Consider the following 21,679-nt stretch of genomic DNA (forward strand, 5'->3'; position numbering starts at 1 on the left):
CGGCACAGGCAACCAACTATGCTGGGGGAAATTCAACCTAGGCACACTGCCCATGCTCTACCGCCTTGCCGCCGACACCCTGGTCCTGATGCACCTGGCCTTCATCCTGCTGGTGCTGTTCGGCGGCCTGCTGGTGCTCACGTGGCGCCCCGCCCTCCTCATCCACTTGCCAGCCCTGGCCTGGGGCCTTGCGGTGGAATGCCTGCACCTGGGCTGCCCGCTCACCACCTGGGAAAACCGCATGCGTAGCGCAGCCGGTGACGCAGGCTACCAAGGCGGTTTCGTCGAGCACTATATCTGGCCGCTGATCTACCCCGCCGGGCTGACGCCGCACATTCAGCTGCTGCTGGGTTGCGTTGTGCTGCTGCTCAACCTCGGCGTTTACAGTTACGTGGCCTGGCGCTGGCGCCATCCTAGCGGGTAGCGATCACGAACAAGCGCGGGAACGGCAGCAGCACCTTGCCATCGGTGGCCGGTGGGTAGTCTCGCTGCATGGCCTGCAGGTACATCTGCAGGAAGTCGGCCTGCTCCTGTTCATCAAGCCTGGCCAGATAAGGCCGCAGGGCCGACCCCTTGAACCACTCCACCACCGCTTCGGCGCCACCCGGCAACGGGTGGTGATAGGTGGTGCGCCACACATCCACGCGCGTGCACAGCGGGCTGAGCAGGTCGTAGTAGAACGCCGCGCTGTGCCGTGGTGGCAGCTGGAAATCGGCGAACTTGGCCGCCCAAGGGCCTTGGCTGGCAATCATGAGCAATTGGCGGTGGGCCGGTTCGTCAAGGTTGTCCGGGGTCTGCACGGCCAGGCTGGCGCCTTCGCTCAGCTGGCGCACCAGGTGCGGGTACAGCGAGGCGTGGTCGGGTACCCATTGCAGCGAGGCGTTGGCCAGGATCAGGTCTTGCGGTTCCGGGGCGGACCAGCCGGCGATGTCCGCGATGGCCGTGCGTACCCGGGGGATGCACAGTCGTTTGCGCTCACGGGCCTTGTCGATCATGTCCGGATCGCTGTCCAGGGCGATTACCTGGGCATCGGGGTAGCGTTGCAGCAGCACTTCGGTGGAATTGCCCGGGCCGCAGCCCAGGTCGGTGGCGTGGCGCACCGGGCGCGGCGGGGTCGGAATGGCAGCGAGCAGGTCGCGCACGGCGCGGGTGCGTTCGTCTTCGAACAGGGAATACTGGGTGGCGGACCAGGCCATGTGCGGCTCCTTTGGGCGGGCGATGTGTCTAGCATATGCCATCTGTCGACTGTAGGGGCCCTATCGCCGGAACTGACACCTATGCTTGAAGTCAGTCCATTGATGCGCACGCCCATGAAAACCTACATCGCCCTCGCCATCTTGGCCCTGATTGCCGCCGCCGCCCTGCTCGGCTCGCCCTGGATGAACCAGCGCTTCCACATGCCCGCAGAAAAAGCCCAGGCCCAACAACGCGAAACGGCCGGGTCCCCTAGGGAGCCGGCCGTTTCGAAAAGCGAGTGACGCTTAGTGCTGCTTGCTGCCAGAACGGATCTGGTGCACCACACCCATCGCCACCACGACTGCCGCAGCGATACCGGTGGAGATCACCAGGATCTGGTAGTCAGGCATGAAGGCCATGGTCACCAGGGCAGCCACGATGAACGCGATCACCAGGTAGGTCAGCCACGGGAACAGCCACATCTTCAGGCGTACTTCCTTGCCTTCGGCAATCAGCTTGCGGCGCATGCGCAGCTGCGAGAAGGCGATGACCAGGTACACCAGCAGGGCAATCATGCCGGTGGTGTTCATCAGGGTTTCCAGTACGTCTTTCGGGCGCAGGGTCTCGCTGAAGTTGATCAGCGCACATACCACGGCCACGGCGCACGAACCCATGATCGCGTACACCGGTACACCGGTGCCGGCGCGGGTAATCTTGAAGAACGACGGCGCATCGCCACGCTGAGCCAGGGAGAACAGCATGCGCGAAGCGGTGTAGTGGCCGGAGATCAGGCAGCTGCTCACCGAGGTCAGCACCACGAAGTTCATCAGCAGCTCGGCATACGGCACGCCCAGCAGTTCCAGGGTACGGCGGTAGGCGCCATAGCCGGAAACGCCCAGGTGCGGGTCGTTCCACGGTACCAGGCAGACGATCAGGAAGATCGAACCCACGTAGAACAGGCACACACGCCATACCACCGAGTTGGTGGCCTTGACGATCTGCGCGGCCGGGTCTTTGGCTTCGGAGGCAGCGATGGTAACGATTTCAGCCCCCAGGAAGGCAAACATCACCCCGAGCAAGGCACCGATCACGGTGGTGATGCCATTGGGCATGAAGCCTTCGGCGGTAAGGTGGCTGATGCCACGCACTTCGCCGAACTGCCAGACGTTCAGCACGGCAGCGGTACACACGATCAGGAAGCAGACGATCGCGATCACCTTGATCAAGGCGAACCAGAACTCGAACTCACCGTAGTGTTTGACGTTGAAGAAGTTGACGGTGATCAGCAACAGGGTCGTGGCCAGCACGAACACGTTGACGCTGACGTCGGGGAAGAAGCCATGCAGGATCTTGCCCGCCACATAGGCTTCCCAGGCCATGAGGATGACCCAGTACCACCAGTACAGCCAGCCGATGGTGAAACCGGCCCAGCGGCCGATGGCGCGATCGGCGTAGGTGGAGAACGAGCCGGTGTCTGGCGAGGAAGTCGCCATTTCACCCAGCATGCGCATGATCAGTACCACCAGGATGCCGCCCGCCAGGTAGGCCAGGACAGCGGCTGGGCCGGCGCTGTGGATCACGCTGCCGGAACCGACGAACAAGGCGCCGCCAATAACCCCAGCGATGGACATCATCGTCAGGTGGCGCGACTTCAGCGAGGCACTGAGCTTGCTCTCGTGCCCGCTTTTCGCGGTGGTGGTTGTGGATGTTGCGTCCATCAGTTGTGTACCCCGTGCTTCTTTTTATCCAAGGAAAACCGTGAAACCCCGATGGCTGGCGGTTTCACCTGTACATCAGTGCTAATGCGGGCAGGAAGGTGTGAACGAACACACGCAGGCCTTCCATGGCGGCCTGCTGACGCGCCCCAGGGCGGCTGCCTGGAGCGAACTGAACATGCTTTATGTGGCGATATCCGACACCTAATGTAAAAATGTCCGACGCAGAGAGCCATGCACAGTGGCATGAAACTCGCACTGCACTGTACAGGTCGCCCATGCAGTACACCCTGCAAACGCCAGGCGATACGCACCCTGAAGGCCCCGAATGTTCGAATTACATCCAGACTCCTCAACCCCGCTGGTCAACCAGATCATTGACGGGCTGCGCGAGCTGATCGACAACCAGACCCTCAAGCCAGGCGCCAAGGTGCCGTCGATCCGCGCCTTTGCCGCGAGCTATTCGGTGAGCACCTTCACCGTGGTCGAGGCCTACGACCGCCTGGTCGCCCAAGGGCTGCTGGTAAGCCGTGGCAATGCGGGGTTCTTCGTAAACCGTGCGGCGGGCGAACTACTGGACACGCACAACGCCGAGGCTGATACCAGTCGACCAACGTTCAACTCCGAGTGGTACCTGCAGCAGATCTTCGAGATCCGCCAGTTGCCGTACAAACCGGGGTGCGGGTGGCTGCCCAACGACTGGATGTACGAAGACGGCTTGCGTCGCGGCCTGCGTCAGGTGGCCGGCAGCCCGCTGGAATTATCCGGCTACGGCGACCCCATGGGCCTGATGGAGCTGCGTGCACTGACCGCGCAGAACCTGCAGCAAGAGCTGTCGATCGTCGCCAACCCTGCGCAACTGATGCTCACCCACGGCGCCAGCCAGGCCCTGGACCTGGCCGCCCGCACGCTGGTGCGCCCAGGCGATGTGGTGCTGGTGGACGACCCTGGCTACCCCAACCTGATGAGCATTCTGCGCACGCAGGGCGCCACCCTGGTCGGCGTGCCACGCACCCCGGCCGGTTACGACCTGAACCAGCTGGAGCACTTGCTCACCCACCACCGTCCGACCGCGTTCTTCACCCAGCCGCACCTGCACAGCCCCACCTGCTCCCGCACCCCGCTGCCGCAGTTGCACCGCCTGTTGCAACTGGCCAGCCAGCACGGCTTCCGCCTGGTGGAAAACAACCTGTACGCCGACATGGTCGCCGAACCGCAGCCCTGCCTGGCCAGCCTCGACCACCTGCAGCAGGTGGTGTACGTGGGCAGCTACTCCAAGAGCATTTCGCCCAACGTGCGGGTCGGCTACATGCTGGCCAACCCCGAGCTGATGCAGAAACTGTTGCACCTGAAAATGCGTTCGGGCCTGACCACCTCACAGGTGATGGAGCGCGTGGTGTACGCCGCGATCATCGACGGTCGTTGGCGCAAACACCTCAAGCGCCTGCGCCAACGCCTGGCCGAGGCGCATCAGGAAGTTGGCCGGCATTTGCATCGATTGGGCTTTGAACTGTTCATCGAATCGGATGAAGGCATGTACATCTGGACCCGCCACCCGGCCATTCCGGACAGCGCGGCGCTGCTGGATGATGCGCTTGAGAAAGGCATCATGCTTGGGCCTGGGCAGTTGTTCATGGTGGATGCCAAGGCGACCGGGTGGATGCGGTTCAATGTGGCGTTCAGCACGGAGCCGGCGATGTGGGAGTTGCTGGAGAAGGTGCTGGTGCAGCATGTGCGGCGGGGTGGGGTGTAGTGTGTATGGCGGGCGCTGAGCATATTGTGAATGCACCAGCGTGCCATCATCTAACGCTTTGAGCCGCAGGGTAGACCCCACTGCGCTCGCGCTTACCAACCGAAACCACTACGACAACGATTCGCTCGTCCTCAACCCGATACACTAGGCGATACCCGGAGGCCCTGAGCTTGATTGTGTAGTGGTTCGGCAAGTCACGCAGCGCATCGGCCTGTACCTTCGGCGATTGTAAACGCTCGCCGAGTTTTTTCTTGATCTGCTCACGCACAGTGTGGCCAAGCTTGCTCCACTCCTTTAATGCCGAAGGCAGAAAATCTAGCTTATAGGTCATCCAGAGACACTGAATGCCTCGACCGAAAACTTGGATCCCATTCAGCAAAAGGGTATGCTGAGGCAATAGCCATACGCCATCACACGACAGGTTTGGCGCCTGCTTCAAGGACGAGCCCTTTGCCCAGCCACCCCACCCGCCACACCATCGCCCGCCAGTGGCAGCTCCTCAAGTTGTTGCCCGGCCGCCACCCGGGAATGAGCTCCACCCAATTGCAGGCCGCCCTGAAGACCGTGGGCCATACCACCAGCAAACGCACCGTTGAGCGCGACCTGGTCGAACTCGCAGCGCTCTTCCCACTGCAATGCAACAGCAAAGGCATACCTTACGGCTGGTACTGGCAACCGGGCCTGGACCTGAACGAAGCACAACAGTTGCAGCCCGACGTACTTGTCCCGCCGCCGCGCATTGAACTGCACGCCTGGGTCGATGACGTACTGGCCCGGCGCCTGGAAGCGCAGCCACTGTCTACGGATATGCAACTGACGCCACAAGAAAATGGCGGTGCCACGCTACAGGCGAGTGTCGACGACAACCGCGCGCTGATGACCTGGCTGCTGTCCCAAGCCGGTTCGATCCGGGTGCATGCGCCCCACGTGCTGCGCGTGGCCATGCTGGAACAGTTGCGCCAGAGCCTGGCGCTGCACGATGGCGAATATTGACCGGCGCAGTCAAACCGCGCGACGTCGCGCGAGGCAGGCATACCCAAGGCCCAACACACTAAGCCCCAACCCCCCCAGCAACACCATCAGCTCACGGCTGTAGCGGGCCACCGTGGCAGGGAAACCGATAACCTGGTGGTACACCTGCACATTGGCCACACCGTCGGCGTGGCTGATGCTGACCCCGCCTTGGCGGATCTGCGAAAAGTCGGCATCGAAATACACCCATACCTTGCAGGTGCCACCAGGCTCGATGGCCGGGATATCTACCTGCGCGGTGGCGTTTTCCAGCAGCGTGTCGTTACCGGCAGCATCGCGCACTTGCACCAGCCCTTTGGCTGGCAAGCGAATGCGCACCTGGCGTACCTGAGCGTCGCCACTGTTGAGCAACTCGATGAGCAACCCCGTACGGTGATCGACCAACCCGGCCTCGAACGGTTTGGCGAACAGCTGGGCATACGGTGCCTGGGCCATTTCGATCAGCCGCTCGACCTGGTCATGGCTCAGCCCGCCCTGGTCGATGCTGTTGATACGCCCCTGCAACTGCTCGTACTTGAGCTGTTCGCTGGCCTTGCTGATACGCTCGCTGAACTGGCTGGGGTAAGTGAGGTAGGCATAGGTCAGTGACGCCTCCAGGCGCGGGTTGCCCCTGAGCAGCGCGTAGGCGGCCAACAGGACCATCAGGCCAATCAGCACGGCGACGAGAAGCTTCCCCACCTTGTCCCAGCTCAATGCATGCTTCCTTCTGTGGTGATACGCGATTCAAACCGCCCAAGGTTGCCAAGTTCGTGGCCCCCAGGCAAGCCTGGCTAGGCGTCACCTTCGCCTTCGCGCGCCTGACGCATCTGCAGCAACTGGCCATCGATCAGTGCCTTGGCCATGCCTGCCAGATAGAACGTGGCTTGCATCATCGCCTTGCGGTCACCTGGCCTGTCGATGGCCTTGCGGGTGATTTCGGTGATGCAACCCATGATGCTGGAAGCTTCCATCAGTGCGGTGCGCAATGGCAGCTGAGGTTTCATTTGCACCAGTTCGGCATTGGCATTGCCAAACCGGCTTGCCGCGCTCACGACATTGAGCTTGCTGCTGTTTTGGGGCGTGTCGTTGTCCATGTCCATTCCTCGGGGTTAAGAGCGTGCCGAGACTAGGGGGCTGCCGGTGCGACCACAATGGCCATTGGGGTGGAAAGGGTTACTTTCGGAAATGGCCTACAAGAACCCGGCTGAAGGGGCGCTCGGTCGCTGATCTGCCCCTTGACCAGCCCCTGGGCAGTGGCGGACGATCAACTCCCCCTCTACAAGGACGAATACCATGCTACGGATACTGGGCCGAGCCTCTTCCATCAACGTGCGGAAAGTCCTGTGGGCCTGTGCCGAGTTCGAAGTCGCGTTCGAGCGTGAAGACTGGGGCTCGGGCTTCCAGCCCACCGACCGTGCCGAGTTCCTTGCGCTTAACCCCAACGCCATGATCCCGGTGATCCAGGATGGCGACTTTACGCTGTGGGAGTCCAACAGCATCATCCGCTACCTGGCCAACCGCTACGGTGCCACTGCGTTCTACCCGAGCGAGGCGCAGGCACGGGCCAGGATCGACCAGTGGATCGACTGGCAGGCCTCGGACCTGAACCGCTCCTGGAGCTATGCATTCATGTCGCTGGTCAGGCATTCGCCCGCCCACCAGGACCCACAGGCGCTCGCCGCCGGCTGCGCCGAGTGGTCGCGTTACATGCACATCCTTGACCGCCAGCTGGCCAGCACCGGTGCCTATGTGGCCGGCAGCCAGTTCACCCTGGCCGACATCCCTGTCGGCCTGTCGGTCAACCGCTGGTTCGAAACACCGTTCGAGCACCCGCACTTGCCGGCCGTACGTGATTACTACGAACGCCTGAGCGAGCGCCCGGCCTATCACCTGCATGGTCGCAACGGCACGCCCTGACAGCGAAAAGGAAGACGCCGGGGCTGCGTGCAGCCCCGGCGATACAGGCTTGTTACACCGCAACCTGGCCCGCCACCATCCGACCACGCCAGGCAAACAGCAGCACCATCACCAGGCCCAACGCCGCCATCGCCGCGCCTGCCAGGGCAATCGCCGGGTAACCCAACCCTGCATTGATCACCGCGCCACCAAGCGCCGCGCCAATCGCATTGCCCAGGTTGAACGCGCCAATGTTCACCGCCGACGCCAGGTTGGGCGCATCCTTGGCCGCTTCCATCACCCGCATCTGCAACGGCGGCACCAGGGCAAAGCTGGCGGCCCCCCAGACCAGCACCGCCAAAGCCGTCGGCAGTGGCCAGGCCAGAACCAGCGGAAACACCAGCAGGACCGCAATCAGCACCGCCAACGACAGGATCAGGGTGCGATCGATCGAACGGTCCGCTGCCTTGCCACCCCACACATTGCCCAGGGTCAGGCCAGCCCCGAACAGCACCAGCATGACTGTCACGAAGGTGGTAGACGCCGCCGCCTCGTTCTGCAGGATTGGCGCGATGTAGGTGAACACGGTAAACATTGCACTGGAACCCACCACGGTCAGCAGCAAGGCCGCCAATACCGGCCCGCGGCCCAATACGCGGATTTCTGCCATGGCGCCGTCACCCTTGGGCAATGCGACATTGGGCAGCGCATACCAGAGCGTGGTCATCGCCACCAGGCCAAGCCCGGCAATACCCCAGAACGCTGTGCGCCAGCCCAACATTTCACCAAACCAGGTCGCCAGAGGCACCCCGCCGATGGTGGCCAGGGTCAAGCCCATGAACATCGCCGCCACGGCGCCAGCGCGCTTCTCGGGCGGCACCACACTGGCCGCAACGATCGAGCCGATGCCGAAAAATGCGCCGTGGTTCAACGAAGTGACCACGCGGGCCACCATCAGGCTGGCGTAGTCACTGGCCAGCGCCGACATCAGGTTGCCCAAGGTGAAAATGGCCATCAGCCCGATCAACAGGTATCGTCGCGGGATCTTCACCGTGGCCAGGGTCATCAATGGCGCGCCAATCAGCACACCGATGGCATAGGCACTGACCAACAGCCCTGCAGCAGGAATGGAAACGCCAAGGTCGGTGGCGATACTGGGCAACATGCCCATGGGGGCGAACTCGGTGACACCGATGCCGAAGGCACCGATGGCGAGTGCGACCAGAGGTGGATTGATACGCATGGCAAGCTCCTTATCTATGCCGCAAATGCTACAAACTGTTTAAAAAACGCACTAGACTGCGTTTTTGCGAATCACCTTTGCCTGCGAGACACAAATGGACTTCAGTGGAAGATCCGGAGAGATGGAGATTTTTGCCAGGGTGGCGCAAGAAGGCAGCCTGTCCGCCGCTGCCCGGGCATTGGGCCTGACACCTTCTGCCGTCAGCCGCATCCTCGCCCGTACCGAACAGCGCCTGGGCACGCGCCTGCTGCTGCGCACCACCCGGGCGATCACCCTCACACCCGAGGGTGAGGCCTACCTGCGCGGTGCGCGACGGGTGCTGGCCGACATGCTGGAACTCGAGGACGCCATCACCGACCAGGGCGTGCCCCGCGGCCGCTTGCGGGTAAGCGCTGCGTTGGGCCATGGCCGCCTGACCGTGGTGCCGCTGCTGGCGGCGTTCAGCGCGCGCTATCCTCAAGTGCTGGTCGACCTGACCCTAAGCGACGAGGTTGCCGATATTCTCGGCGGCCAGACCGACGTAGCGCTGCGCTTCGGCCACCTGCCAGACAGCTCGTTGAGTGCGCGTGCCATTGGCGAAACCGGCCAGGTAGTGGTCGCCTCGCCCGAGTACCTGCAACGCTGCGGTACCCCATTGGTGCCAGAGGACCTGGCCCGGCACAACTGCCTGCGCTTCAACTTTCGCCGCGCCGCACCCGACTGGCCGTTTCGGCGCAATGGCGAAGTGTTTTCACTGAAGGTGACCGGCAATATCGAATGCAGCAGCGGTGAAGCCCTGGCACAACTGGCCAGGCTGGGGGCCGGCGTAGCGCGCATCGGCACCTTCACCGTGGTCGATGACCTGGCCAGCGGGCAGCTGGTACCGCTGCTGGAGGCGTACAACCCTGACGATCGCGAGCCGATTCATGCGGTGTTCGTTGGCGGCTCGGCGATGCCGGCGCGGGTGCGGGTGTTTGTGGACTTTCTGGTAGAGCAGCTGTCTGGCAGCCAGCGCACGCGCCTATAGCGGTGCATTAACCAAGCACGTGCAGCCCCAGCGTGAACACCGCCACGGCCAAGGCCACCAACGACACGGCATGACGCTCCAGATACGCTGGCCAACCGTGCGCTTGCTGGCTTTCGCACTCACACTGTCGTTCGGCCAGGCTGGCCAACCGCGCCTCCACGCTGTCGACGCGGTCTGCCTGGGTGTTGGTCGCCTGTGCGAGCTTCTTCAGCGCCGTGGTCACCGTGCTCGACAGGCCCTCCCTGGCCAGGTTGCCTTCTGCCAGTTGTTGCTGGTGCTGTTCAAGGCGCTTGCGGATAGCCCCCTCCTTCTGCACCCGGGCCAGGGTACTTGCCACAAGCTTCTGGTTCAGTGCATCGATACTGGCCTGCAACGTGCCTTGCTCGGAGGCCGGCTGAGGCGAAACATCTGCCTGAGGGGTGCTTTCGATCACCTTGTCTACCGTCGGCTCCGCGAGCGGGGTCAAAGTGCTGTGTTCGTGTGGCTGGCTCATCAATTCCTGTCCGGATACAGCGGCAATGGGCGGAAAGCTATCAAAATGGCATCAGCGGATCCACTGGTGCATCGCGCAATTGAGTGATTGGTCAGCATCTGAGAAGCCTGACCGGCTTGCTCACCGCCAAGTAAAGCCTTCCGCATATGTCAACTAACCAGCCATATTTGGGCAAAACCGCTCTTCTTCTGCCAACAACAGGCCGATTGCAGGTAAAGCCTTGCCAGAACGGCGCTGCATCCGAAACGTGATATCAAATTGCCTTGATCTTGCGTGCTGCCGCACCCAGGCAAGCCCCGAAGAACCTGCACCATTCCTTTACCTGTACAAGTCACCAATATCGACATGTATTCAGAATAGACATATCGTCTCGCTTACCGGCTTGTTGCCACGTCCCAAGGAAACGTTAAATGGAAGCGCTGGAAATCTCCCTGTTGTGTGTCTGCGGCATCACCCTGCTGCTTGTATGCCTGCAATCCGTCCGCCAAGGCGAGATGTGGAACCTGTTGCAGAGCGACCGTGAACTGGAGCAAACCGCCCGTCTCCACAAACAGGAGAACAGCACATTGCACGCGGCCCTGTGCGCAGAGCGCGAACATGTGAGCCAGTTGCAGTACCAGATTCAAGTGTTCCTCGGGCTGACCCCGGAGGCCTGAGGGCTTTACACACAACGCACGCGTACACTTGCCCCAGGCCACTTGCAGGAGCAGCTTCATGCCTTACCCCATTGAACAGAAACTGGTCATCGGCGTTGCCTCGAGTGCGCTGTTCGACCTCACCGTCTCGGACGACATCTACAAGACCCAAGGGGTCGAGGCCTACCGCCAGCACCAGGAAGACAACCTGGACGAACCGTTTCCAAGGGGAGTGGCGTTCCCGTTCATTCGCCGCTTCCTGAGCATCAACCAGGCCTTCCCCGACCAATTGCCAGTGGAAGTGGTGCTGCTCTCACGCAACTCGCCGGCAACCGGCCTGCGGGTGTTCCGCTCGATAAGCCACTACCAGCTGGACATTACCCGCGCGGCGTTCATGTCGGGCCGCTCGCCCTATGAATACATCCCGGCGTTCAATGCGTCACTGTTCCTCAGTGCCAACGAAGAAGATGTGCAAAAGGCCATCGACGCCAACTACCCGGCCGGGCGGGTGCTGCCTACACGCATCTACGACGATGAAATAGACACAGAGCTACGGGTGGCCTTCGACTTCGATGGCGTGATTGCCGACGATGAAGCAGAGAGCGTGTACAAGCGCAACGACAATCTGAACGACTTTCAGGAGCATGAGCGCGTACACAAAGGCACCCCGCACTCGCCAGGGCCCTTGGCAGACTTGTACCGCAAACTTTCACTGATTCGCATGCTGGAGGATCGCAAGCTGGCAGAAGACCCGAACTACAAGCGGATTCTGCGCATCGCCATCGTCACGGCGCGCAACGCTCCCTCACATGAGCGTGTAGTGACGACCTTGAAGGATTGGGGCGTGTCGCCGGATGAATGCTTCTTTCTAGGCGGGATGGAGAAGCCCAGGGTGCTGTCGATCCTCAAGCCGCATGTGTTCTTTGACGACCAGCGCTCTCACTTGCAATCGCCAGCCGGGAACCTGCCAATGGTGCATGTGCCATTCGGGGTCGCTAACAGGCACACGACGCCGAAGCTTTCTCACACAATCACGGCAGCTGCTGAAACTGTGCAAGCTGATCACTCAGCGCAAGATGCGCCAGTAGCCACTATTTTGCGGGCAACGTAGACTAGCTGTGCTGCGCTACGCAGCCGTCACAACCTCGGACCCGGAAAGGCAGCACTCCAGTAGCAGGACTCTAAAACGAACCTGCAAGGGTGATCAAAAGTGTCTCACGAAGCGCGCTCAATGGCTTTGATCCCCGGACTGACCGGCAAAGCCAGTGTGTTGGTCTGCGGTGCAAGCCGAGGCATTGGCCTGGCGCTGTGCACGGCATTGCTGGCCCGCGACGATGTGAACCGGGTCTGGGCCGTGGCGCGGCACGCCAGCACCGCTGACGGGCTGCTTGCACTTGCCCAGGCACATGGCGAACGCGTAGTACCGCTGGACTACGATGCGCGCGACGAGCTGGCTCTTACCGCGCTTGCAAGCGAGGTGGGCATTGCCTGCACGCACCTTCATCTGGTCATCAGCACACTCGGCCTCCTCCACACGGAGGGGGCGAAAGCCGAGAAGTCGCTGGGCCAATTGGACCTCGCCAGTTTGCAGGCCAGCTTCGCCACCAATGCGTTCGCCCCCATCTTGTTGCTCAAGCACCTGCTGCCATTGCTGCGCAAACAGCCCGCAACCTTTGCAGCGCTGTCGGCCAAGGTTGGCTCGATCGGCGACAACCGACTGGGTGGCTGGTACAGCTATCGTGCGAGCAAGGCGGCGCTGAATCAGCTACTGCACACGGCAAGCATCGAGCTGAAACGCCTCAACCCTGCGGCTACCGTGTTGACACTGCATCCGGGAACCACCGATACCGAACTGTCGCGACCGTTTCAAGGGAACGTGCCGGAGGGGAAGCTGTTTGAGCCGGCATTTGCAGCACAGTGCGTGATCGAGCAGGTAGGGCGGCTTGGGCCGGCAGAGAGCGGAAGCTTTTGGGGTTGGGACGGCGAGCGGATCGTGTGGTGAGTGCACTCGCGTCGGGTGCACTGTTGCAGCCCGGCCGAGGCAGTGCGTTTCATCGCGGGGTCAGCTTAGCGTGGGCCGCCGCCCTGATGGCCACCAAAGCCACCGCCACCGCCATGCCCCCCTATCTTTACAATCTGCCAGGCCCAGTGAGCGCCGGCACGACGCCCTTGACCCACACCCTCGCGCCACCGCATGCTCGAGCGCTTCCACCCACGCTCAAGGAACGATTGCATGAAGCTGGAAACCCTCGCCGTCCATGCAGGCTTCAGCCCCGACCCAACCACCCGGGCGGTGGCCGTACCCATTTACCAGACCACCTCCTTCGCCTTCGACGACACCCAGCACGGTGCCGATCTGTTCGACCTGAAGGTGGCCGGCAACATCTACTCGCGCATCATGAACCCCACCAACGACGTGCTGGAGCAGCGCATGGCCGCCCTCGAAGGCGGGGTTGGCGCGCTGGCGGTGGCCTCGGGCATGGCAGCCATCACCTACGCCATCCAGACGGTCGCCGAGGCCGGCGACAACATTGTCTCGGTGGCCAAGCTGTACGGTGGGACCTACAACCTGCTGGCCCATACCCTGCCACGCATGGGCATCCATACCCGCTTCGCCGCCCATGACGACATCGCGGCCCTCGAAGCGTTGATCGACGCACGCACCAAGGCGGTGTTCTGCGAGTCCATCGGCAACCCTGCCGGCAATATCGTCGATATCGCCGCACTGGCCGAAGCCGCCCACCGCCATGGTGTGCCACTGATCGTCGACAACACCGTGGCCACCCCGGTTCTGTGCCGACCGTTCGAGCATGGCGCGGACATCGTCGTGCATTCGCTGACCAAGTACATCGGCGGCCATGGCACCAGCATCGGCGGCATCGTCATCGACTCCGGCAAGTTCCCTTGGGCTGACAACAAGGAGCGTTTCGCCCTGCTCAATACGCCCGACCCTTCCTACCACGGCGTCACCTATACCGAAGCCTTCGGCCCCGCCGCCTTCATCGGCCGCTGCCGCGTGGTGCCGTTGCGCAACACCGGCGCCGCGCTGTCGCCGTTCAACGCCTTCCTGATCCTGCAAGGCCTGGAAACGTTGGCCCTGCGCATGGAACGCCACACCGAAAACGCGCTGAAGGTCGCCCATTACCTGCAGGCTCACGAACAGGTGGCCTGGGTGAAGTACGCCGGGCTGCCCGACCACCCCGAGCATGAACTGGCCCAACGCTACACCGGTGGCAAGCCCGCTTCGATCCTGTCATTTGGCATCAAGGGAGGCCAGGCGGCCGGTGCGCGCTTCATCGATGCGCTGCAACTGGTGGTGCGCCTGGTGAACATCGGCGACGCCAAGTCGCTGGCCTGCCACCCCGCCTCCACCACCCACCGCCAGCTCAACGATGAAGAGCTGGAAAGGGCCGGCGTGCCACGGGACATGGTGCGTTTGTCGATCGGCATCGAGCACAGCGACGACATCATCGCCGACCTGGCCCAGGCCCTGGAGGCCAGCCGCACCTGATGCATCCGCGCCCCACCCAATGCTGACGGCGGGCGCACCTTCACCGAGCCTGGACACCCCCGCAATGACCCTGTTCTACCTCAAGCTAATTGTCACGCCCCTGCTGATGTGGGCCATTTCCCTTGCCTCGCGGCGCTGGGGCGGCCTGCTGGGTGGGCTGCTGTCCGGCCTGCCGATCACCTCCGCGCTGGTGATGACCTTCCTGTGCCTGGAACAGGGCACGGCTTTCGCCTTGGGCGCATTGCCCGGCGCGCTGGGCGGCCTGGCGGCGGTGCAAGCCACCTATATGTTTTACCTGTTGGCCACACGCAGGCTCGGCATCGCCCAGGCCGTGCCGCTGGCGTTGCTGTTTTACGGGCTGGCTGCCTATGCGTTTACGCACTGGGGCAACCTGTACCTGTCGATTGCCGTGGCGCTAGTGCTGATTGGCGTACTGATACGCGCCAGCGGTCAAGAGCCCAAACCCGATACCCTGGCCCGCCCCAGGTACCGGTACTGGGAGATCCCGCTCAGAATGGTATCTGCCACGTCACTGCTGATGATCACCACCCGCCTGGCCAGCTGGCTGGGCCCGGCAACCAGCGGGATGCTGGCGCCGATTCCAGTGATTGCCTGGCCGCTGGTGGTGTTCGCCCATGTGCAGAATGGCCGGGCCGGCATGGCGGCCATGGTACGGGGCAATGCGATTGGGGCGGTGGGGGTGATTGCGTTTCACCTGGTGTTGGCAGCGTTGCTCGACACGTGGGGGGTTACCGTCGCCATCAGCCTGGCCATGCTCTGCGCCGTGGCGCTGACCGTCGGGCTGGCCACCGTATTGCGACGGCGCTGACAAGCCTGCGTGGGGTGGCTCAGCACTGCTCAGTCAAACGCCCCGTTCAACACTTCGTAGATAATCCCGGTTGCCGCAGCGACAAGTATCAGGTCCGCACCCGCCTGCATCCACTCATAGCCATCGTAGTGATGGCAACTGCCCCAGCAGGCGGCCGTCCAGCTTCTTGGCGATGCCGGGCGGTAGTGGCTTGCCACGCGCCAGGTTCTTCTGAATGCCGGGCGGCAATGCAGGCACCGGGCTCCAGTAACTGCGGTGGCCGCCAAGAATGCCCAGCACATCGCCGCGGTCGATGGACGGGCCACCATGCCAGTCGTTACCGCCCTTACCCTGCTTATGGCCACCTGCATTACCCTGGCCTTGAGCATGCTGTGCCTTGCCGTGCCCCTGCCCTTTGCCGTTACCTGGGTCGGCAAAGGTCTGGCCAGCGGCGAATGCCACTGCCAACGAAGTCAGCAGGGCTGTCGGGTGTGATGTTCTGGCCATGGGGGCATCCTTACCGGGCCTCGTCACGCATGGCTACAGGGTTGCCCTGTGCGTCCGCCCACTGATCAAAACACCGACCAGCCAATCCGCGAACTCAGCAACTCCAGCGCCGCCATCCCGGCGAGGGAGTTGCCTGCCGCATTCAACTCCGGCGACCACACGCACACCGTGAATTGCCCCGGCACGATCGCGACAATCCCGCCCCCCACACCACTCTTGCCAGGCAACCCCACCCGATAGGCGAAGTTCCCTGCTTCGTCATACAGCCCGCTGGTGGCCATGATCGAGTTCACCTGTTGCGTCTGGCGTCGGGTCAGAATCTGCTCACCGCTGTGCTTGCAAAACCCATCGTTGGCCAGGAAACAGAACGCCCGGGCCAGATCCAGGCAGTTCATTTGCAGCGCGCAGTAGCTGAAATAACTGCGCAGCACAGCCTCTACCTCGTTATGGAAGTTGCCAAAGGACTGCATCAGGTAAGCCATGGCCGCGTTGCGCGCGCGAAATTGATATTCCGAATCCGCAACACGGGCATCGATCGAGATGTGGGGGTTGCCCGAGAGCCGTCGGACGAAATCGCGCATCGACAACGTGGGTGCTGCAAAGCGCGACTGGTTGATATCACAGATCACCAACGCACCCGCATTGATAAAGGGGTTGCGCGGGCGACCGCGCTCGAACTCCAGCTGCACCAGCGAGTTGAACGGCTGCCCCGAGGGCTCATGGCCAAGCCGCTCCCAAATGGCTTCACCGGAGTGCCCAATCGCCTGAACCAGGCTGAACACCTTGGAAATACTCTGCACCGAAAATGGCACCAGGGCGTCGCCCGCGCAGTGATAGCTGCCGTCATTGCCATAGACTGCGATACCCAACTGGTTCGCCGGCACATCGGCCAGCGCGGGAATGTAATCCGCCACTTTGCCCTTGCCGATCAAGGGACGTACTTCTTCAAGAATCTCGTTCAACAGCGTTTGCATGGAAGGCCCTGTATCAGTCCCCAGACGACGGCTAAGGGGTAGCCTTCTTGACGAAGGTCGAGCGGAAAAAATCACACACGCGGCAAGAAATGCCGCTCTACCCGGTAGCCCATGGCTCGATGCCATAACCTAGCCACGCTCGCCGAGGGATATCTGCAACTGCGCACCCTGGCACAGGTGAACCGCGACCTGCGCCTTGAAATGGATCGCGGGCAGCGTAAAGCCCTGCTCGTGCGCCATGGGGGTGAGGAATTCGTCGCGATTTTGCAGGTCAAGGACAGCGAAGAACTGCAGCGGATTGCTGAGCGCATTCGGGAACAGGTGGGTGCCGGGCTGTGTGGCGGTATGCTCGCCCTGTTTGTACCGGGCAACGACCAAGGCGAGCGCCAGCCACCGCTGTACTCACTTATTGGGCGTACTTCCTGGCCCCCGCCACACAGATCACAGCCCCCAGCGTCACCACCAGCATCAACCAGCTGACCTGCTCGTGCAGCAGCAACGCCGCCAGCCCAAGCCCCATGAACGGCTGAAACAGTTGCAGCTGCCCGACTGCCGCAATGCCACCCTGGACCAGCCCCCGGTACCAGAATACAAAGCCAATCAGCATGCTGAACAGCGAAACGTAGCCAAAGCTGAACCACGCCGGCGCGCTTACCTTGGCAAAGGCATCAGGTGCCGGAAAATTAACGACCGTCAGCAGCAGCATGAACGGCAACGCCACCAGCAATGCCCAGCTGATCACCTGCCACCCGCCCAATGTGCGCGACAGCCGCGCCCCTTCTGCATACCCCAGGCCACACACAACCACCGCTGCCGTCATCAGCAGGTCACCCACCAACGACCCTTCGCCGCCATTCATCAACGCATAGCCCGCGACCAGCCCGGCCCCCATGAACGAGAACAGCCAGAACAACAGCCGAGGCCGCTCACCGCCCCGCAAAACGGCAAACCCGGCGGTGCACAGCGGCAGCAGCCCGACAAAAACAATGGAATGGGCAGAGGTGACATGCTGGAGCGCCAGTGCCGTCAGCAACGGAAACCCGATGACAACGCCCAGCGCTGTTACCGCCAATGACGCCAAGTCACCCCGCTTCGGCCGAGGCTGGCGCAGCACGATCAAAAACAGCGCACCCAACAAGGCGGCAATGGTAGCCCTGGCACAGGTCAGAAACGTCGGTTCAAAGTCCGCCACGGCCACGCGGGTTGCCGGCAACGAGCCCGCAAAAATGGCGACGCCTATGAAGCCGTTGACCCACCCGCTTGTTGTTCTTTCCATCATTCATTCCCCGATAAGCCAGGCGTCAGTACATCACTGACGGGCTCACCCAGGCCATGTACAATCCAATACAGTTCAACCGAACTGTTATGCACATTAATCCAGCACAGTTGAGGGTGCGATGAAACGCAGCGGCACGCGAATTCGAACGGTCATGGCCGAGATCCAGTCCAGGATCGCCTCTCGCACCTACACACCCGGCGCAAGAATCCCATCCGTCCGCGCCATGGCCCAGGCCATGCAGGTGTCGGTTTCTACCGTGCTTGAGGCCTATGAACGGTTAATGGCCGAGGGTGTACTCAGCTCTCGCCCCGGCTCCGGCTTTTACGTCGCAGGGCCAGTGGCGCCATTGGCACTGACCGAACTTGGCCCCAAACTGGATCGTGTCGTCGACCCGCTGTGGATCTCGCGCCAATCGCTTGAAACCTCCCTCGATGCGTTGAAACCCGGTTGCGGGTGGCTACCGCCTTCCTGGATGTACGAAGCGGGTGTGCGTAAAGCGCTGCGAATGGTTGCCCGTTCTGACGCGTCAAAACTGACGGAGTACGCTTCACCGCTTGGCTATCCACCGCTCCGGCAGTTTTTGTCGCGACGGCTGGCAGGCATCGGGGTCGAAGCCCCGCCTGAGCAGATCATGCTCACCGAGTCCGGCACCCACGCCATCGACCTGATTTGCCGTTTTCTGCTGGAACCAGGCGACACGGTGATGGTGGACGACCCCTGCTATTTCAACTTTCACGCACTGCTGAAAGCACACCGGGTGAACGTTGTGGGCGTGCCTTACACGCCGACCGGCCCGGACATCGATGCATTCGGCGCTGCCCTGCTCGCGCATGCGCCCCGGTTGTACATTACAAATTCCGGCATCCACAACCCGACCGGGGCCACCCTGTCGCCGGTCACCGCACACAGGCTGCTGAAGCTGGCCGACACCTCCAACCTGGTGATTGTCGAGGACGACATTTTCAGCGACTTCGAACATACGCCCGCGCCGCGCCTGTCTGCGTTCGACGGCCTCTCAAGGGTCATCCAGATCGGCAGCTTTTCCAAAACCATCTCCGCTTCAATCCGCTGCGGCTACATCGCTGCGCGCGGTGAATGGATCGAGGGCCTGGTCGACCTCAAGATTGCGACCACCTTCGGCGGTGGGCGCCTGGCGGCGGACATCATCCACCACGCGATTACCGACAGCGGGTACCGAAAGCACATGGAGAGTGTGCGCCTTCGGTTGGCCGAGCAAATGGACAAAACGGTAGCCAGGCTTCAGGCGATTGGTATCAAACCCTGGATCATTCCCCAGGCTGGCCTGTACGCCTGGTGCCAGCTGCCGCTAGGCAAGGATGCCGCAACGCTGGCCAGGGCTTGTTTGAATGAAGGCGTGGTGCTGGCGCCCGGGAATGCCTTTAGCCAGTCCATGACTGCGGGAGATTTTCTGCGGTTCAACGTTGCGCAGTCAGGGGACGTCAGAGTCTATGACGTGTTGAAACGGGCACTGGGTGCCTAATGGCCCGATCAATCCACCTCGCTACCTCGGTCAGCCGCTACCGAAGGCTTGCCTTGGTTGATTCGAGCGCCAAACATCGCGTGAACATTGGCGATCAAGTCCTCCATTGCGAATGGCTTGATCAACACGGCCGATGCGTTGCGCAATACCTCATCGTCAAACACTGAAGGGCTTGTGTAACCGGTCATGAAAATGACCGGTAACCCTTCACGCGTTTGTCGCCCGGATTTCGCCATCTCCCGGCCGTCGAGCCCTCCCGGCAGGCCGATATCAGTCACCAGCAAGTCGATGCGAGTGTCCGAAGCGAGCAGTTGCAGCCCGGCCTGGCTATCAGCGGCCTCGATAACCGTGCACCCCAAACCACTGAGCACTTCACTGACAAACAAACGCACAGAGGGCTCGTCATCCACAATCAGCACATTGCGGTCAGACCATTGGGTTGAAAAATCGGGGTGGATCTCTGCCGGGCCGGTGTTTTCAGGCTGCCCTTGATCGATTGGCAGGAAAAGCTGCACCCGGGTTCCTGCCCCTTCTTCGGAAGCAATCCTGACTTGCCCGCCCGACTGCTTGGCAAAGCCATATACCATCGACAACCCCAGCCCTGTGCCTTCGCCCATCGCTTTGGTAGTGAAGAACGGCTCGCACGCTTTCGACAGTGTTTCGGCCGACATTCCCATGCCATTGTCCGCCACACTGATGACCAGGTACGAACCCGGCTGCAGCTCGGCATCCAGGCCCGGGCCTGCCTCCAGGGCCTCGTTTGCCGTGGTGATGGTGATCTTGCCTGCACGCTTGCCAATGGCATCCCGTGCATTGATGCAGAGGTTCAGCAGCGAGTTCTCGACCTGGACCGGGTCTACCAGGCAGGTGGAAAGCTGCGCTTTCAAATCGACTTTCAGAAGAATCATTGGCCCGACGGTGCGCTGCACAAGGTCCTCCAGGCCGCCTATCAAGCCATTGACCTCCGTACGGGTGGCCTGCAAAGGCTGCCGGCGTGAAAATGCCAGCAACCGATGGGTCAGGGCCGCCGCCTTGTACGCTGCCCGGTGCGCGACCCCAATGTAACGCTCGACGTCCGCCAACCGCCCTTGCTTGCCGCGCAGCCTGGCCAGGTCCAGGCTGCCGGTGATGCCCGCCAGCAAATTATTGAAGTCGTGTGCGATACCGCCCGTGAGCTGGCCTATCGCTTCCATTTTTTGCGATTGGCGCAGCGCCTCCTGCGCGGCCTCACGCTGGGCCACGGCTTCGCTGATGCGCTCTTCCAGCGTGTGGTTGAGGTTCAAAAGCGCGGCCTCGGCCTGTTTTCTTGCAGTAACGTCTATGGAAGAACCGATGAGCCCTATGACGTTTCCCGCCTCATCGAGCAAGGGGGCCTTGACGGAGAGCCATGTCGTTGCAGAACCGTCCGGCATGTCGACCCGCTCTTCGACCTGCACAGCCTTGCCGCCACGCATGATCTGCTGGTCGGTCTGCATCACCTGACGCGCCTGGGCCTTGTCTTCGAGGAATTCGAGGTCCGTCTTACCCAGGTAGAATTCTGGCGGTTTGCCGATCAGTTGCGTTGCCCCATGGTTGGCAATGAGCATCCTGCCTTCCAGGTCTTTTGCATACACAACCCCAGGCACTGCGGCAGTAAAGGTACGCAACAACGCCGATACGCGATCTCGCTCAGCCTCAGCTGCCCTTCGCGACTCGATGTCCATGAGCACGCCCGGTAAGCGTATGGCCTGCCCCTCGGCATCTAGCTCCGCATGCCCGTTGGCTTCGATCCAGTGATACAGCCCGGCTTCGTTACGAACGCGATATTCACAACGGAACGTACCGCCTCGAGACATCGCGTCATGGATATCCCGGGAAACGCGCTCACGATCATCCGGGTAGATTGAGGTAAAGGCTTCAGCGATTGGAATGCCCGCTTCACACTTTTGAGCGGGAATGCCGAAAGACCGGGAGAAGCGTTCGTCTGCCGTTACCCGGTCGTTCGGAATATCCCAGACCCACATACCCACGACCGCAGTGGCGTCCAGCACCAGACGCAGTTGTTCGGACGAATGCTCCGCAACACCCTCGTTCGCAGACCGCACACCTGCCGCTGGCAGTGAGCCCAGCGGGTCGATCCCATCTTTATCCATGACTCACCTCTGTCGCTTGCTCCACATCATAGTCTCACG

General features: G+C 62.0%; 22 protein-coding genes and 2 pseudogenes. 13 read left to right on the forward strand and 11 right to left on the reverse strand.

The features are described from left to right. The first annotated feature begins 52 nt into the window (after positions 1-52). Positions 53-424, forward strand: a complete 372-nt coding sequence (locus tag ACF8MI_RS02310; RefSeq protein ID WP_200928445.1) for a DUF2784 domain-containing protein — start codon at positions 53-55, stop codon at positions 422-424. On the opposite strand, the gene tam is transcribed toward ACF8MI_RS02310, so the two are convergent. After that, positions 414-1,196: a trans-aconitate 2-methyltransferase gene (gene tam / locus ACF8MI_RS02315; RefSeq protein ID WP_060497242.1), complete on the reverse strand. Its 783-nt coding sequence runs from the start codon at positions 1,194-1,196 to the stop codon at positions 414-416. The genes ACF8MI_RS02310 and tam overlap by 11 nt on opposite strands. Positions 1,197-1,298: 102 nt before the next feature. Here tam and ACF8MI_RS02320 point away from each other — a divergent pair, with 102 nt between their 5' ends. Further along, positions 1,299-1,478, forward strand: a complete 180-nt coding sequence (locus tag ACF8MI_RS02320; protein WP_028699887.1) for a hypothetical protein — start codon at positions 1,299-1,301, stop codon at positions 1,476-1,478. Between the two features lie 3 nt (positions 1,479-1,481). On the opposite strand, the gene ACF8MI_RS02325 is transcribed toward ACF8MI_RS02320, so the two are convergent. After that, on the reverse strand, positions 1,482-2,894 hold the full coding sequence (locus tag ACF8MI_RS02325) for an amino acid permease (protein ID WP_060497243.1): 1,413 nt from the start codon (positions 2,892-2,894) through the stop codon (positions 1,482-1,484). Between the two features lie 325 nt (positions 2,895-3,219). Here ACF8MI_RS02325 and ACF8MI_RS02330 point away from each other — a divergent pair, with 325 nt between their 5' ends. Continuing rightward, complete coding sequence (locus tag ACF8MI_RS02330) at positions 3,220-4,644, forward strand: PLP-dependent aminotransferase family protein (RefSeq protein WP_200928446.1); 1,425 nt, start codon at positions 3,220-3,222, stop codon at positions 4,642-4,644. 46 nt (positions 4,645-4,690) lie between these two features. Here the strand turns inward: ACF8MI_RS02330 and ACF8MI_RS02335 are convergent, their stop codons facing one another. Next, positions 4,691-4,975: a type II toxin-antitoxin system RelE/ParE family toxin gene (locus ACF8MI_RS02335; RefSeq protein WP_025752732.1), complete on the reverse strand. Its 285-nt coding sequence runs from the start codon at positions 4,973-4,975 to the stop codon at positions 4,691-4,693. A gap of 119 nt (positions 4,976-5,094) precedes the next feature. Between ACF8MI_RS02335 and ACF8MI_RS02340 the strand changes: the two genes are divergently transcribed. Continuing rightward, positions 5,095-5,637 (forward strand): WYL domain-containing protein, encoded by a 543-nt coding sequence (locus ACF8MI_RS02340; protein WP_104834511.1) that lies wholly within the window; start codon positions 5,095-5,097, stop codon positions 5,635-5,637. A 9-nt stretch (positions 5,638-5,646) separates the two neighbouring features. On the opposite strand, the gene ACF8MI_RS02345 is transcribed toward ACF8MI_RS02340, so the two are convergent. Then, complete coding sequence (locus ACF8MI_RS02345) at positions 5,647-6,369, reverse strand: hypothetical protein (RefSeq protein WP_104834510.1); 723 nt, start codon at positions 6,367-6,369, stop codon at positions 5,647-5,649. A 77-nt stretch (positions 6,370-6,446) separates the two neighbouring features. Beyond that, positions 6,447-6,749, reverse strand: coding sequence for a DUF3077 domain-containing protein (locus ACF8MI_RS02350; protein WP_060497247.1), 303 nt, complete (start codon positions 6,747-6,749; stop codon positions 6,447-6,449). A 199-nt stretch (positions 6,750-6,948) separates the two neighbouring features. On the opposite strand from ACF8MI_RS02350, the gene ACF8MI_RS02355 reads away from it, so the two are divergent. Then, entirely contained in the window at positions 6,949-7,572 is a 624-nt protein-coding gene (locus ACF8MI_RS02355; RefSeq protein ID WP_019097826.1) for a glutathione S-transferase family protein, read from the forward strand. A 52-nt stretch (positions 7,573-7,624) separates the two neighbouring features. Here the strand turns inward: ACF8MI_RS02355 and ACF8MI_RS02360 are convergent, their stop codons facing one another. Then, positions 7,625-8,794, reverse strand: coding sequence for an MFS transporter (locus tag ACF8MI_RS02360; protein ID WP_060497249.1), 1,170 nt, complete (start codon positions 8,792-8,794; stop codon positions 7,625-7,627). Between the two features lie 94 nt (positions 8,795-8,888). Here ACF8MI_RS02360 and ACF8MI_RS02365 point away from each other — a divergent pair, with 94 nt between their 5' ends. After that, a complete protein-coding gene (locus ACF8MI_RS02365) occupies positions 8,889-9,800 on the forward strand; it encodes a LysR family transcriptional regulator (RefSeq protein WP_060497250.1) in 912 nt (303 codons plus the stop codon). 7 nt (positions 9,801-9,807) lie between these two features. Here ACF8MI_RS02365 and ACF8MI_RS02370 read toward each other — a convergent pair whose 3' ends face one another. Further along, a complete protein-coding gene (locus ACF8MI_RS02370) occupies positions 9,808-10,293 on the reverse strand; it encodes a hypothetical protein (protein ID WP_060497251.1) in 486 nt (161 codons plus the stop codon). Positions 10,294-10,703: 410 nt separating this feature from the next. Here ACF8MI_RS02370 and ACF8MI_RS02375 point away from each other — a divergent pair, with 410 nt between their 5' ends. The 5 genes from ACF8MI_RS02375 to ACF8MI_RS02395 all read left to right on the forward strand — a co-directional run bounded on the left by ACF8MI_RS02375 (position 10,704) and on the right by ACF8MI_RS02395 (position 15,268). Further along, complete coding sequence (locus tag ACF8MI_RS02375; protein ID WP_392517354.1) at positions 10,704-10,949, forward strand: hypothetical protein; 246 nt, start codon at positions 10,704-10,706, stop codon at positions 10,947-10,949. A 58-nt stretch (positions 10,950-11,007) separates the two neighbouring features. After that, a complete protein-coding gene (locus tag ACF8MI_RS02380; protein ID WP_060497253.1) occupies positions 11,008-12,039 on the forward strand; it encodes a 5'-nucleotidase in 1,032 nt (343 codons plus the stop codon). A gap of 120 nt (positions 12,040-12,159) precedes the next feature. Next, the gene (locus ACF8MI_RS02385; protein WP_060497254.1) at positions 12,160-12,930 is read left to right on the forward strand and encodes an SDR family NAD(P)-dependent oxidoreductase; all 771 of its coding nucleotides are present in this window, start codon (positions 12,160-12,162) and stop codon (positions 12,928-12,930) included. A 231-nt stretch (positions 12,931-13,161) separates the two neighbouring features. Further along, positions 13,162-14,439, forward strand: coding sequence for a bifunctional O-acetylhomoserine aminocarboxypropyltransferase/cysteine synthase (locus ACF8MI_RS02390; RefSeq protein WP_025752739.1), 1,278 nt, complete (start codon positions 13,162-13,164; stop codon positions 14,437-14,439). A 64-nt stretch (positions 14,440-14,503) separates the two neighbouring features. Next, positions 14,504-15,268 (forward strand): hypothetical protein, encoded by a 765-nt coding sequence (locus ACF8MI_RS02395; RefSeq protein WP_392517355.1) that lies wholly within the window; start codon positions 14,504-14,506, stop codon positions 15,266-15,268. A gap of 29 nt (positions 15,269-15,297) precedes the next feature. Here the strand turns inward: ACF8MI_RS02395 and ACF8MI_RS02400 are convergent. Then, positions 15,298-15,754, reverse strand: a pseudogene (locus ACF8MI_RS02400) (anti-virulence regulator CigR family protein). Positions 15,755-15,819: 65 nt separating this feature from the next. Next, positions 15,820-16,728 (reverse strand): glutaminase B, encoded by a 909-nt coding sequence (glsB, locus tag ACF8MI_RS02405; protein ID WP_016711224.1) that lies wholly within the window; start codon positions 16,726-16,728, stop codon positions 15,820-15,822. A 114-nt stretch (positions 16,729-16,842) separates the two neighbouring features. On the opposite strand from glsB, the pseudogene ACF8MI_RS02410 reads away from it, so the two are divergent. Then, a pseudogene (locus ACF8MI_RS02410) lies at positions 16,843-17,058 on the forward strand (diguanylate cyclase domain-containing protein); the annotation flags it as partial. A gap of 76 nt (positions 17,059-17,134) precedes the next feature. On the opposite strand, the gene ACF8MI_RS02415 reads toward ACF8MI_RS02410, so the two are convergent. Then, positions 17,135-18,004 (reverse strand): DMT family transporter, encoded by an 870-nt coding sequence (locus ACF8MI_RS02415; protein WP_060497258.1) that lies wholly within the window; start codon positions 18,002-18,004, stop codon positions 17,135-17,137. 121 nt (positions 18,005-18,125) lie between these two features. On the opposite strand from ACF8MI_RS02415, the gene ACF8MI_RS02420 reads away from it, so the two are divergent. Further along, the gene (locus ACF8MI_RS02420) at positions 18,126-19,508 is read left to right on the forward strand and encodes a PLP-dependent aminotransferase family protein (protein ID WP_060497259.1); all 1,383 of its coding nucleotides are present in this window, start codon (positions 18,126-18,128) and stop codon (positions 19,506-19,508) included. Between the two features lie 8 nt (positions 19,509-19,516). On the opposite strand, the gene ACF8MI_RS02425 is transcribed toward ACF8MI_RS02420, so the two are convergent. Beyond that, positions 19,517-21,640 carry a PAS domain-containing protein gene (locus ACF8MI_RS02425; RefSeq protein ID WP_392517356.1) on the reverse strand — a complete coding sequence of 708 codons (2,124 nt, stop codon included), beginning with the start codon at positions 21,638-21,640 and terminating at the stop codon, positions 19,517-19,519. Between the last annotated feature and the right edge of the window lie 39 nt (positions 21,641-21,679).

Source organism: Pseudomonas sp. yb_9 (assembly GCF_043103635.1).
GTDB lineage: Bacteria > Pseudomonadota > Gammaproteobacteria > Pseudomonadales > Pseudomonadaceae > Aquipseudomonas > Aquipseudomonas monteilii.